Here is a 13420-nt window from a genome sequence, read left to right on the forward strand (position 1 = left end):
AAGTTGTTATGCATTATCTTCGGACAAACGGCCGCGGCGACTTACGTCTTGCTCAAGGAGCTGCAGGAACGACTCATAAGTCATTGCCCCCAGGTCCTCGCCGCTACGAGTGCGCACGGCAACCGTCTGGCTCTCTACTTCCTTATCGCCGATTACCAGCAGATAAGGGACACGCTGAAGTGTGTGCTCGCGGATTTTAAAGCCGATCTTCTCGTTTCTCAAGTCAGCTGCAGCCCGATACTGTAAAGCACCAAGACGAGCCTCAAGGTCACGGCAGTAGTCGGCCTGCCGATCGGTAATATTCATGATCGCAACTTGCTGTGGTGCCAGCCAAGTCGGGAAAGCTCCCTCATAATGCTCGATCAGGATACCGATAAAACGCTCGAAGGATCCCAGGGCTGCGCGGTGCAACATAACCGGGGACTGGCGAGAGCCATCTTCAGCGACATATTGTGCATCCAGGCGATCCGGCATGGAGAAGTCCACCTGGATGGTACCACACTGCCATACACGGCCGAGGCAGTCTTTCAGAGAGAATTCGATTTTGGGTCCGTAGAAGGCACCTTCACCTGGCAGCTCTTCCCACGGCAGGCCCGCGGCATCGAGCGCATCCGCCAGAGCTTTCTCGGCCTTGTCCCAGCTCTCATCGGAGCCTACACGCTTCTCCGGGCGAGTGGAGAGACGGTAAATGACATCATCAAAGCCAAAGTCTTTGTATACAGAGTGCAGCAGATCCATAAAGTCGGATACTTCCGATTGGATCTGATCTTCGCTACAGAAGATATGCCCATCATCCTGTACAAAGCCACGCACACGCATCAGGCCATGCAGGGAGCCGGAGGGCTCGCTGCGGTGGCAGGAGCCAAACTCCGCCAGGCGCAGGGGCAAGTCGCGATAGCTGCGCAGGCCCTGGTTGAATACCTGGACGTGGCAGGGGCAATTCATCGGCTTGATCGCGAACTGACGCTCTTCACTGGTGAGCGTAAACATATCGTCGGCAAACTTGTCCGCGTGACCGGACTTCCGCCACAGGCTGAAATCCACCAGCTGCGGTGTCTTAATTTCTTTATAGCCGTACTCACGCTGGCGGCGGCGCATGTACTGCTCAACCGTGCTGTAAATAGTCCAGCCATTCGGATGCCAGAACACCATGCCGGGCGCCTCTTCCTGGATATGGAAAAGGTCGAATTTCTTGGCCAGCTTACGGTGATCGCGCTTCTCTGCCTCTTCAATACGACGCAGGTAGGCTTTCAATTCTTTCTTGTTGGCCCAGGCAGTCCCGTAAATACGGGTCAACATCTCGTTATTGGAATCTCCGCGCCAATAGGCGCCAGCCACTTTAGTCAGCTTAAAGGCCTTTAGCCTGCCGGTGGAGGGTGCGTGGGGGCCACGGCACAGATCTTCGAAGTCACCCTGACGGTAAAGGGAGATATCCTCATCGCTGGGGATGCTGTCAATAATTTCAGCCTTGTACTCCTCGCCCATTTCGCGGAAGTATGTCACTGCCTCTTTGCGCGGCATAAGTCGGCGGCTGACTGGAATATCTTCTTTTACCAGCACTTCCATCCGCTCTTCGATCTTCTCGAGATCCTCCGGCGTAAACTGGCGCTCGTAGGCGAAATCGTAATAGAAGCCATCGTCGATCACCGGGCCAATAGTGACCTGGGCCGTCGGATACAATTGCTTAACAGCCTGCGCCAACAGGTGTGCGGTGGAATGACGAATAACTTCCAGGCCTTCCGGCTGGCGGTCTGTAATGATTGCCAGGTTTACATCGCGATCGATGATATAGCTGGTATCGACCTCTTTGCCATCCACAACACCGGCAAGGGCGGCTTTGGCCAAACCTGGACCGATATCTGCAGCAACATCATGCACGGAAACCGGGGCGGAAAATTCTCGACGAGAACCGTCGGGGAGAGTAACAACGGGCATTGTTTGTCCTTTCTCTCAGTGGCGATCCCTACCAAAGACCGCATGAAAAACTTGATCTGGATGGGCCAGCCATCCTGTCCAAAGATGGTAGACCCGAGCGGATTTGAACCGCTGACCTCTGCCATGTCAAGGCAGCGCTCTAACCAACTGAGCTACGGGTCTAAAACTCTGCAGCGGGGGAACCCAGTGCTGCGAAGAGCGCGAACTTTAGCACCGCTTTTCAGTGTTTTCAACAACTTACTGAGCTTATGTGTGGTTTTTTTGAAGACTTTTGGTCATCGATCGACACCCGTCAAATCGCTGGCCATACACCCATTACCTCTTACTCGACATCTTACTCGGCCTCTTTCAGGCGAGTAATTTCATCGCGCAACTTGGCCGCTGATTCAAACTCAAGATTTTTAGCGTGCTCGTACATCTGCTCCTCCAGCTCGCCGATTCTCGCCCAGCGCTGCTTGTCGGACAGCGGTTTTGCGTCAACCTTGTACGCCCCCTTCCCTTCAGCCACTTTACGCTTGCTTTTCGGCACACCCGGCGCCACAGCGCCCTCAAGAATATCCGCAACACTTTTGCGAATCCCTTTGGGGGTAATGCCGTGCTCTTCATTGAAGGCGAGCTGCTTCTCACGGCGGCGGCGGGTCTCCTCGAGTGCACGCCCCATAGAGCCTGTCACCTTATCCGCGTACAGGATAGCCCGCCCCTCAAGGTTGCGCGCCGCGCGACCGATTGTCTGAATCAGTGAGCGATCCGAGCGCAGAAAGCCCTCTTTATCGGCATCAAAGATAGCCACCAATGCCACCTCCGGCATATCCAGACCTTCGCGTAGCAAGTTAATGCCCACCAGTACATCAAATTCACCGATACGCAGGTCGCGGATAATTTCAACGCGCTCCACAGTATCGATATCCGAGTGAAGGTAGCGTACACGCACCCCATTTTCGGCCAGATATTCCGTTAAGTCCTCAGCCATTCGTTTAGTAAGCACGGTAATTAGTACGCGCTGGTCGAGATCAGCGCAGCGATGAATCTCCGACAAGGCGTCATCCACCTGGGTCTGGGCCGGACGGATTTCCACCTCCGGATCCACTAGACCTGTCGGTCGCACCACCTGCTCAACCACTTGACCTGCGTGCTCACCTTCATAGGGACCCGGTGTCGCCGATACAAATACCGTCTGCGGAGCCAGGTGCTCCCACTCTTCAAACTTCAGGGGACGGTTATCCAGGGCGGAAGGCAGGCGGAAACCGTATTCAACCAGAGTCTCCTTGCGCGAGCGGTCCCCCCGATACATGCCGCCAATCTGGGGGACAGTCACATGACTTTCATCAATAAACAGCAGGGAGTCGTGGGGCAGATAATCAAACAATGTGGGAGGTGGCTGGCCAGGATCGCGCCCGGACAAATAGCGGGAATAGTTCTCAACGCCATTGCAGTAACCCAGCTCCTGCATCATCTCCAGGTCGTACCGGGTGCGCTGCTCAAGGCGCTGCACTTCCAGCAGCTTGTTGTTGCTACGCAATTGCTCGAGCCTTAAGCGCAATTCCTCTTTGATCTGATCGATGGCGCTGACGACGGTTTCCCGAGGAGTAACATAGTGCGACTTGGGGAATATGGTGACCCGAGGCACCTTTTTAAGCTGCTCGCCAGTGAGGGGGTCGAACAGCGTAATCTCCTCAATTTCCTCATCAAACAAGGAAAGACGCACCGCCTCCATATCGGAGTCCGCCGGGTAGATATCAATAATGTCGCCACGCACACGATAAGTTGCGCGGCGGAAATCTGCATCGTTGCGCGTATATTGCAACTCGGCCAGGCGCCGCAGGATTGTACGCTGATCTACCAGATCACCACGATCCAGATGAAGCACCATCTTTAAGTACTTATCCGGATCGCCCAAACCATAAATAGCCGATACCGTGGCAACCACAATCACGTCGCGTCGCTCAATCAGTGCCTTAGTAGCGGAAAGACGCATTTGCTCGATGTGCTCATTTACGGATGCATCCTTCTCAATAAAGGTGTCCGATGAGGGAACATAGGCTTCCGGCTGATAGTAATCGTAATAGGAGACAAAATACTCGACAGCATTCTTGGGAAAGAACTCCCTGAACTCACCATACAGCTGAGCTGCCAGGGTCTTGTTATGCGCCATCACTATAGCTGGGCGCTGCAAGCGCTCAACAATATTGGCCATAGTGAAGGTCTTACCTGAGCCGGTTACCCCGAGCAGCGTCTGGTGACTGAGGCCATCATCAATCCCTTCGGCTAGCCGCTCAATCGCCGCCGGCTGGTCACCAGCCGGGCTATAGTTACTCTCCACCTTGAACGGACGCGACTCCATACACTCACCCAAGCATCAATCCGAAAATAGAATGCGATTGTAGGCCCTCCTCATGGAGCCGACAAACCCGAAAGGCCTATCACATCTCCTCTCACCCTTTGTTATCCGATATCTTTTTGCGCACAAATCGAACAAATAATTTCCTGACAAATCAATTAGTTAAACCGAAAAAAAGAGTTGACCTGCCCAAAACTGCTCTATAATATACGCGCCATCTGAACGGCATAGCCGCTGAGATATTCCGCCTTAGCTCAGTTGGTAGAGCAAATGACTGTTAATCATTGGGTCGCTGGTTCGAGCCCAGCAGGCGGAGCCAAATTTCAAAGCGCAGCTTAATTTGCGCTCTATAAATTAGATTAAATTCCGCCTTAGCTCAGTTGGTAGAGCAGTTGACTGTTAATCAACCTGTCGCTGGTTCGAGCCCAGCAGGCGGAGCCAAAAAAGTCTTGTAAATCATTGAGTTACAAGGCACCGCGAAGCGGTTCGAGAAAGGCGACTCCAGTTTTTGGGTGTCGCCTTTTTTCGTTGTAGCTCCAGGAAAGCGCCAGCTTCTAGCGATTGGGTGCGAAAGTACCAATTTGAATGTGAGCCGCCCTCGTCTGCAAAAGTGTCAACCAAGTGTCAACGCGAAATAAGCCTTTAGAGCGGCCACCTCTATATCTGGTTAAAAAACATGCGGGGGTTCTCTGGCCTGGGTTGTCTTGAAAGCGCCTCTTGAGCAACGAAAGAAAACTTCGCAACACTTCAAAAGCTTTCAATTTATGAAATCTGGCTTGCCTCTGGAGCCCGCGCCAACTCACCGCCCCGCCCTATTCTCTGTTTCACTGACCAAAAGAACGCCAAAAATCGGCAGGCGTGGGGAGGAGTGACCGGCGGTCATTTTTCCTGCACAATTATTGATCACACAAAATCAAAGGGACCTGGTTATGCGAATTTTTAAGGGGCTTTTGAAGGTTGGCGCTTGCTTGGTAGCTTTATCTGGATGCCAGGATGTAATGAAGGGAAATGAAATCTACCCAACGGTAGATAACCTGGAAGAGATTGAGCCACATCGACTCAAGGTTTTGAAAGCTGAAGACACTGAAGAAGGTGTTCTAGTTACGGTAGGTGAATCAACAAACCGCCAGTGTAAAATTAGGGTTAAGCGGGCAACTTTAGAGTTTAAAATCGCGGTTAGCTCTTTAGAGGAACCCGACAAAATAAACGCTGTATGCTTTTGGAATAAGGAAAAATTTATCCAGTCAAGGAAAAACCATACAGCGGTAGCTTTAAATATCAATAAAGATCAAATAACAGTTGATCTGCAACTATTGAACCGAAAAAATAAAAATTATCTTGCATTGACAAAAATAGCAAAGCGTAGCGAATCAGACTGATTGAAGAATTAGTTAATAAGAATTAATTTTTAACCAAAAAACAAGGATTATATAGGTCGTGGAGACAATTTATCACTATACGGACGTGCATGGACTTCATGGAATACTCAGTGGCAAATTCTGGCTAACTGATCATAGATTCCTTAACGACCCTACAGAGGGCACATATGCCCGAAAAATCCTGCTCGACAATAAAAATGAAATTCTAAGTGAGTGCCCCGATGCTTTTAAAGAGAAAGTTTATTCACAATTAATGACTTCGCACATAGGAAACAATGAAAATCAAGCTCGCGTCTATGTTGCCTCCTTCTCAGCTGCTCATGATCTTTTGAGCCAGTGGCGCGGATACTGCTCCAAAGAGGGAGGGTATTGCATCGGATTTAATTTAAATAAACTCAGTAAATTGCATAAAGAATTCACAATCACTAATTGCAACTACGAACCCACTGAAACCATTAGACAGTGGAAGGAACTTGCAGAGCCACTTGTAAAGAATTTTGAGAGGCTTGAAACTGGAAGACCTTTTAGAGATGGACTAAGAGGCTATCTGATGTGGATAATTAAAAAAGGAATGATCGGAATCGAGAATAAATCTCCTGGCTATCACGAAGAAAAAGAAATTCGCATATATAAAGAATTAGCGAATGAACAAGAAAGGGTTCACTTTAGAGCATCAAACGGCAGACTCATACCGTACATTGAGGTAGATAATATTTCTGACTGTATAGAAAGCGTGACCGTTGGCCCGCTCGGCGACATGAAACAGAATCATGAAGCGCTAGAAGAGTACCTACACCAGAAAGGCAGCAGCATCAATCTTAAACTATCAGAAATAAGTTTTAGGTAAAGCCTTTCAATACAATGTGGTACGACCCCATAAAAAATAATCATTTTCTGTAAAGGATGCCAAAAAATGAAACAAAAACTCTGTATTTTTTGCGGGCAAAGCGGAATGAGTAAAGAGCATTTTTGGCCAAACTGGATCAGAGAGCACATTAAGAAAGACAATAGTAAAAAGTATATTCGTGGATCAGTCCAGGGAGTACCGAAAGGCAATGAAATCGAAAAAAATGAGCATTACCGCTCTGGAGATGTCACGACAATAACATTCAGAACCGTTTGTAAAAGTTGCAATAATGGCTGGATGAGCAAACTAGAAGAAGACCTCAAACCCATCATTTTGAATTCCATAGGTAATTGCGATCAGCTATTGTCTGAATCTGAAACACTATGGTTAGCAAAATGGATAACAATGAAAACCATGGTTTCAGAACACACAAAACTAGATAGGCACTCCACACCTAAAAGTGATTTACTTAACTTTGGCGCCAATAGAATCATACCCAAGCACTTTAAAATATATGTAGCAAAACATAACTCTCCAAAGATCGCAGACTACTCAAGAACAACAACAAGATTAGGAACGGCGGCAACAATTCACTTACACCTCAATAAAATTTCGCCCAACACCCAAGCCGTATCATTTTACTTAGGAAAGTTATTCATATTTGTATTCTCTTGCACTGACCCCACAGTTAATGTGCTCGGCGAGTTCAAATTAAACCAAATGACATACATCAAAAATGATAAAGAAGATCGATTAAACTTTAAAACCCTAAATGTTCTCGATGAGCACGAACAAAGAAATATTATTCTAGGGTTAGAAAAATTCATTGACTCAGAAAAAACTGGAGCAATAACGTAAAACCAGAGACTTTCCCCGCTTGAGCGGGGATATATCTTACACTCTAGAAAGAAGTCATCTCTCTTCTCTCCAATACCCCGCCCCACTTTATCGAGTACTCGGTATAGGCTCCGGTCATAATATCAAGTATTTGCAACCAGGAATAAAACTCTGCTTTCTTAGACTTTGCAATTTCTTCGGCTAGCTCCAATGCCGCCTCTTCAGTAGGCGCGGAATCTCTATAGCTCTTCGCTCCACCATTCATCAGGTGGACCCGTTCTGCGAAAATAGCGTACCTGTTTACCTTATTTTTCATAACTTCTCTCCTTTTAAGTGTACAAACAGCCTAAGCCCGAACCGCGCTAAGCTGAGATTTCAAACTATCTGCACTACTCTTGTGCCCATTAATGGCCGCCTCTTGGGTTGGCTTCTGGCCATTCCCTGGGTGTGAGTGCGTCGCCAGGGTGGCGGCCAGGGCAGACACTACGCTTATTAAATCTTCTAGCACTTTCAGCACGTTTAAAGATTCACTGCCTAACCAAACCTTACCGCCGTCTTTTACCTTGATGGTTTGGCGAACCTTGGCCACTGATTCGCGAATATTTCCGATCTGTTCTTTTAAATCGCGGCCCGCTGAAATATTAATATCACTGGCTGTTGTAATATTTAGATTATCCAGCGCGGATAAGTTCAGGCCACCAGCAGATAAGAAACGTAAAGCCCCAAGCGCTTCAATTATTTTTACGCCGGCCACCTCTTCTACGGAATGTTCCCGTACCTGTCGGTATTCACTGTCGCAGCTCGCTTTAATTTCGGCGGCCTCGGTAATTCTGCATAAAGATTTTTCGCGTATATCCCCGTGAGTTTCCCGGCTCCATTCTGCGCTGGCGTCCACCTTTTGCCGTACTGAATCGCTTTGCTGCCAAATTAAATCCTCACGGTCGAGCGCTGGAAGCCCTACCCCGTGCGATAACACCGTGCGTATAAATGGCTGGTTTGGCTGGCCATAAGCAAAAGCCAATTCAACCACTGTGCCCGGTTGCGGAAAACCAAAGGCCCCACGCTCATTGCCTGCATATTGCAGTGGCAGCGGTACACTACGAAAAATAGGCAAGCGCTCATCGGCTTTACCTTCAGGGGTCAACACATGCACATCCACCCCATAACGTGGGCGGAACTCTTCCGCTAATTCTGACTTTTCCATGGGGTCACTGATTGCAACCACTTTAGCCAGTATCGGCAAATGTAATCCGCTTTTTATTTCCGGGTAGAGCCGACTGATTAAGCGCTTTAATTGCTGTTCCATGGGTCCGCGCTCCAGGTTAAATTCATAAAGTTACCGGTGAGCTCTACTTTAGTTGCGTAGTGTCCATTTAATAAAACACCAGGGCGCAGCCGTGGAATACAGGCCACTTTTGCCCGGTTGGAAATACCAAAGTCTGTGGCAAACCCTGCTGGCAGCTCCAGGGCGCGGCCCGCCCAATAACTATCAGCCCAGCTGCCTACAAATACTTTGCCGTCGCCCTGCTGCTGCCAGGTGTATTGCGGTATCCCGAAGGCTTGCCCTAGGTGATCCATAACCCAATAACCAGTACCCGCACTATAAAAAGCCGGTGCTTTATTATCGGTATAACTTCCTTTACCGGTTATGAACTGCAAACCGGTAATTGCAGACACAACACCCAACACGCCAGCCAAAGTTATATAGCGCTCTGCCAGTGGGACCAGTTGCGCAAGTGAGGCAGTGAATTCACGGCACATTAATTTTTTTCGGTCGTTATCTACTGTTGTGCAATTCGTTACATAGCCCATAAAAAAGCGCTGTAACTGGTTGGGCTTGTATCCCATATCCAATTGCACCAGCCCTTTTAATTGGGTGTTACTGCTCACGGTAAAAGCCGCACGCCCAGGGGAAAACAAATCAAGGCGCACATCGTCATCGATGAGCGGGACAGGCTCGCCATTCACTGTTAGCCGTTTATGCAACTGCACCGGCGCTCTCCTCTTCATCCGGTGCTAATGCGTCATCAGCAAACTTCAATACTTTTTCAAAGCTGGTTAGGCTCTCGGCTTCTTCTTGATCTTCTACCCCTGTTGCGGCCACCTGTTCACCGTTGGCGCTCTGCTGTTGGGCAGTCTCGGTTTTCTGTCGCTGCTCGACCTTTTCGGGTATGGATAAATATTCCGAGAGGGTGAAATTCACCCGCCATGCGGTTTTTTCTGGGATCTTGCGCGCGTTTACAGATTCATTAAATTGAACTTGGCGAATATTCATAGCCCGCGCAGTTTCATCAACAATATCAAATACCGTGAGTTTTCCGTTTTCATCCACGGATTCCGCTTGCTGTATCAACTCGGATAAATCGTCGGGGTTATCCATATTGATAACCAGGGAAACAGTCAACGTCTTTGGTTTAATACCGTTTTTGGCCCGGTCGCTGCTGCTGGTATTGCCGCCTAGTGATTCGGTTTCAATACGCAATACACCATTTACGGCTAGCTCAGTACCGCGCACTGTGAAATCGTTTAATCTCATAACCCGAACAACTCCTGCAGAATGGTTAGCTCACCAGGGGAACCGGTAAACAGCATGGCCGCGCTAAAACCGTGGTCATGGTCAAAGGGGTGTGTGGCGGTAATCTGGCTGGCTATCTGCCGGGTTGTGCCGGAAGCAAACAGGCAATAGGTATTACCGGTCCCGGTAAACTGTGCGGCCAGGATTTCCGTATTTGCCCGCACTGTGTCCAGGTACTGGCGCTTTTTATCCGCCAGGGCTTGCAGCTCCTGAACAGGGTTGGTGTTCTCCACCTCGTAACCGTGGGCGCTGGCAATCTCCGCCCCTATCGCTTGCGAAGCCCAGCGGGCCGTCTGTAGCTGGGTAAGCCTGCGCGGCCTCCAGTGGCCGCCCAGGGGCGCGCCAGGGAGTACCGACTTTTCAGACTCCAGGCGTAACAGCTGTTCGGCGCGGTGCTCTGCCTCGCACAACTCAGAGAGCGGGAACAACTGACACACCGCTTTCAAGCGCTCGGCAAAGGCTGATAGCGTCTGTTCCGCAAAGAGCACGCACACGGCCTCCAGGGAACCCCCAGGCTTGAAGCTGTCACAGGCGTCCCCCAGTTTGGCTGCTAGTGCCTGCTGTGCATTGGGTGCCGATAGGTGCCGGCTGTAGCTTTCCCCCTGCCCTACGCCCTCTTGATAAGGGTGAACCACTAACGCGCGCAACTCAGCCCCGAATAAATCTACCAGGGTATTCTGTGTTGCCGCGCTACCGGTTGCGGTGCTGGCGGTTGGGTTGGTCGCGAAGCTGGGGGAAATCTCCCCCAGTCGTGACAGTGCCGTGTTGATTTCCCCTTTACCTTGCTCCAGAGCGGTGTTTACCGAGTCGCTAAGGCCCTTGGCGGTGGGGGGAAACTGCACCTGCGCGCTCTGCCAAGTCATCAGCTATTTTTCCCAAGGGGTCGTACGCTGAATACAGGCGACGCGTATGCCAAATATATAAATATGCTGGCGACCGTTAACCACAAAGCCTTTATTGTCTGGCAAAGGCTTTATATGGTGCAAATTATTGATGGTCGCAAACGGCGTGAATATATGGCGCGGCGCAAAGTGCCAGCGGATAAATTCCCAGATTTTTCTAAACATTGTTTAAACCTCCAGTGTTTTTAATGATTGCAAAAATGGGCGAGCGATAGCCATAAAATCAGCATCCTCTTCCGCATCTCTGACTTTGGTTTTCGCTTTAATCCGAATATCGCGGATCTTATCGATAGCGCTATCCCAATTGCTGGCCGCTTTTAGAATCTGTTCTGCGGCTTCCTGTGGCTCCACTTCTTTAACTTCTGCGTGGGTCTGCACAACTGCCGGGACATCGCCTGTAAATTTGGCATCCTTGAAACGCTGTGCTTCAGTCCTTACCCGCGTGTATTCATCGGTAATGCCGAAGCCAATACGTACAAACTTAAGCCGCGTTTTCCCCGCTGTGTTGTCAATCACATCAAGGGCAAATTGCCGGCTCGCAATAATGTCTAACTGTTCCTGTTCTTTGGCATCAGCCTTGGCTTTTTCCTCATGCCAACGATCAATCACTTTTTTAAATTTCCGAATAGATGTGATCTTTTTATGCGACCCATTGCGCATTTCAATTTCACCCGCAGGCTTTACCCCTTCATCACTCCACTGTACCGCCCACATCGCATCATCGATGAGACCCGCCAAATCAAACTTGAAGGCAAGGCCATCAATCACGACGGTATCGTCTCCCGCGTCGCCATTAATGATGGTTAGCTGCATAAATCCCCCTAAGCAATTCGAATAATATGCGCGGCGGCGTAGTAGCGCTGGCGCACATCAACAGAATGAGAATGATTGCCAACGCTGCCAACCGTAATGGTGTGTGAGTGGAGACCATCATTTGACGTTACGTAACTGTGCTTATGTGTCCCGTCTTTATTTACCGACACTGAATGATTATGTGTACCGTTACTGGCAACGCTTACCGTATGGGTATGCGCCCCTGTGTTATTACTGCTCGCGGAGTGATTGTGCGCGCCGCCGCTACCATTATTCGCGCCCGTTACCGTCGCGCCGTCGCGGTCACTGGGGTCATAATCCGGGCCAAACCAAGAGGATTCATTACCGGGATATTTCAGCATTGAAATACTATTAATGCTGTGCCCGTGGGCTGGTATACGCGAAGTTGCCAGGGTGTGATTTGCTACTGAAATCGTATGGGCGTGGGCCCCGGCACTGCCAGTTGACGCGCTGTGCGAATGGCTACCCGCATTACCACTTGAGGCCGAGTGCGTATGTAGGCCTCCATCCGCAGTGTCGCCCGAATGCGTATGCGCCCCCGTGGTACTTGATGAGGCGGTGTGCGTGTGGCCACCATTGGCGGAACTTGTCTGCGAATCGGCGCCGCCGCTTTCGCCTATGGCATACTGGGCACCCGCACAAACAATTACCCGGCTGATGGTATTTGGCCGCCCGTCTTGGCCATCACAAAGTGCCCAGCCTTCGGGTATATCATCAAGTGTCCCGTGCCAGAAAACCCCAACATTTTTTGGAACTAAATGGTCCAGGGCCGCCCATAACTGTTTTGGGGAAACATAGGTTTGATCATCTGCACGCTCTAAAACCTGCGTTTGAGTTGCGCGTTTGACAATACCGTGCTCAGTGGTTGTTGCGAATTGATTGACTGATACATAAAGATTCGTGCGGGTTGTTAAATATTTAATTACCCCGCCTTCATTAATATTATGATAAGCGCGTCTATCTTGCGTGGAACCACTGACCGTTAAGCCTGCAATTCTCTCCACATAATGTTGAACCCCTGCGCTATCCACATAATCATCTTTAAGGCCGACATAAACCGTCACCACGGCTTTAACTTGATCAACGTCCTTTTGTAAAGAAACATCCAGGCAAATTGACTTTGGTAGACCACTCGGAGTAGGGACAAAAATGTCTTGAGCATTAACAATGCGAATACCTTCAACGTAAGCAATGCCCGGCAGTATTTTGTAATCTCCATTGTCTGCAACCAGCTTCCAACCACTTTCAAAGAAGGTAGCGCGCCCGTATATATCCCGATTGCTGAGGCGTACCCGCTCATCCATCGAGTTTAACCAGGCAGTAAAATCTATCTGCCAGGTCTCGGCGGGTACGTTGATTCCTGTAGCCTGTTGCGCGTCGGCAAACTGTAAAAGGAAATTGCGGGTAATATTATTTCCCTGAACACCATTTGCTGTGGCGGTTTTAATTGTTCGCGGTAGATAGGCAACCGCTATAAGAGTCGAATCACTAGCCACCAGCCCCAACCAGTTAAAGGGGAAATCACCCACACTGGTATCCATAGCCAGCGAATAAACCACCTTATCCAGTGATAAATAGCCTTTTTGAGAAACTGCCGCCTCATGCACTATGTCATTGATTGCTGGCATTGCCTCAGCCGGATTAACCGGCTGCGTATGGTCCAAGCCGCTAATATCCGCAAGCACAAACCGGGAAATTTCTACCGGCTCACTGGCCCCGGTCTTGGCGGCAATGTAGGCCGCACCTGTATTAATAATTGCTGGCATATTCTTT

13 protein-coding genes and 3 tRNA genes are annotated in these 13420 nt (G+C 49.6%); 5 read left to right on the top strand and 11 right to left on the bottom strand.

The genetic code is table 11. The features are described from left to right. Window positions 1-6 precede the first annotated feature (6 nt). From thrS to uvrB, 3 genes are all read right to left on the bottom strand, one after another. Window positions 7-1935, bottom strand: a complete 1929-nt coding sequence (gene thrS, locus GL2_RS20770; protein ID WP_143732625.1) for a threonine--tRNA ligase — start codon at window positions 1933-1935, stop codon at window positions 7-9. Window positions 1936-2020: 85 nt separating this feature from the next. Next, window positions 2021-2097, bottom strand: a tRNA-Val gene (locus GL2_RS20775). A gap of 172 nt (window positions 2098-2269) precedes the next feature. Further along, window positions 2270-4276, bottom strand: coding sequence for an excinuclease ABC subunit UvrB (gene uvrB, locus GL2_RS20780; RefSeq protein WP_143732626.1), 2007 nt, complete (start codon window positions 4274-4276; stop codon window positions 2270-2272). A 240-nt stretch (window positions 4277-4516) separates the two neighbouring features. Here uvrB and GL2_RS20785 point away from each other — a divergent pair. The 5 genes from GL2_RS20785 to GL2_RS20805 all read left to right on the top strand — a co-directional run bounded on the left by GL2_RS20785 (window position 4517) and on the right by GL2_RS20805 (window position 7357). Then, window positions 4517-4592, top strand: a tRNA-Asn gene (locus GL2_RS20785). A 46-nt stretch (window positions 4593-4638) separates the two neighbouring features. Continuing rightward, window positions 4639-4714 (top strand) — tRNA-Asn (locus tag GL2_RS20790). A gap of 488 nt (window positions 4715-5202) precedes the next feature. Further along, window positions 5203-5652 (top strand): hypothetical protein, encoded by a 450-nt coding sequence (locus tag GL2_RS20795; protein ID WP_143732627.1) that lies wholly within the window; start codon window positions 5203-5205, stop codon window positions 5650-5652. Between the two features lie 58 nt (window positions 5653-5710). After that, window positions 5711-6499, top strand: coding sequence for a DUF2971 domain-containing protein (locus GL2_RS20800; RefSeq protein WP_143732628.1), 789 nt, complete (start codon window positions 5711-5713; stop codon window positions 6497-6499). A 66-nt stretch (window positions 6500-6565) separates the two neighbouring features. Further along, on the top strand, window positions 6566-7357 hold the full coding sequence (locus tag GL2_RS20805) for a hypothetical protein (RefSeq protein WP_143732629.1): 792 nt from the start codon (window positions 6566-6568) through the stop codon (window positions 7355-7357). 43 nt (window positions 7358-7400) lie between these two features. Here GL2_RS20805 and GL2_RS20810 read toward each other — a convergent pair whose 3' ends face one another. Genes GL2_RS20810 through GL2_RS20845 form a run of 8 tightly spaced genes read right to left on the bottom strand, consistent with a single transcriptional unit; the run spans window position 7401 to window position 13413 of the window. Continuing rightward, the gene (locus GL2_RS20810) at window positions 7401-7652 is read right to left on the bottom strand and encodes a hypothetical protein (protein WP_143732630.1); all 252 of its coding nucleotides are present in this window, start codon (window positions 7650-7652) and stop codon (window positions 7401-7403) included. Window positions 7653-7682: 30 nt separating this feature from the next. Further along, a complete protein-coding gene (locus GL2_RS20815) occupies window positions 7683-8642 on the bottom strand; it encodes a hypothetical protein (protein ID WP_143732631.1) in 960 nt (319 codons plus the stop codon). Further along, window positions 8627-9328: a hypothetical protein gene (locus tag GL2_RS20820; RefSeq protein WP_143732632.1), complete on the bottom strand. Its 702-nt coding sequence runs from the start codon at window positions 9326-9328 to the stop codon at window positions 8627-8629. Before GL2_RS20820 ends, GL2_RS20815 begins: the two co-directional genes overlap by 16 nt. Beyond that, on the bottom strand, window positions 9315-9872 hold the full coding sequence (locus tag GL2_RS20825; protein WP_197736491.1) for a hypothetical protein: 558 nt from the start codon (window positions 9870-9872) through the stop codon (window positions 9315-9317). The genes GL2_RS20820 and GL2_RS20825 overlap by 14 nt, the downstream gene beginning before the upstream one ends. After that, window positions 9869-10774, bottom strand: coding sequence for a hypothetical protein (locus GL2_RS20830; RefSeq protein ID WP_143732633.1), 906 nt, complete (start codon window positions 10772-10774; stop codon window positions 9869-9871). The genes GL2_RS20825 and GL2_RS20830 overlap by 4 nt, the downstream gene beginning before the upstream one ends. A 3-nt stretch (window positions 10775-10777) precedes the next feature. Beyond that, the gene (locus tag GL2_RS20835) at window positions 10778-10978 is read right to left on the bottom strand and encodes a hypothetical protein (protein ID WP_143732634.1); all 201 of its coding nucleotides are present in this window, start codon (window positions 10976-10978) and stop codon (window positions 10778-10780) included. A 3-nt stretch (window positions 10979-10981) separates the two neighbouring features. Beyond that, on the bottom strand, window positions 10982-11626 hold the full coding sequence (locus GL2_RS20840) for a hypothetical protein (RefSeq protein WP_143732635.1): 645 nt from the start codon (window positions 11624-11626) through the stop codon (window positions 10982-10984). A gap of 8 nt (window positions 11627-11634) precedes the next feature. Further along, complete coding sequence (locus GL2_RS20845) at window positions 11635-13413, bottom strand: phage tail protein (RefSeq protein ID WP_143732636.1); 1779 nt, start codon at window positions 13411-13413, stop codon at window positions 11635-11637. Window positions 13414-13420 lie beyond the last annotated feature (7 nt).

The organism is Microbulbifer sp. GL-2 (assembly GCF_007183175.1).
In the GTDB taxonomy this organism is placed as follows: Bacteria; Pseudomonadota; Gammaproteobacteria; order Pseudomonadales; family Cellvibrionaceae; genus Microbulbifer.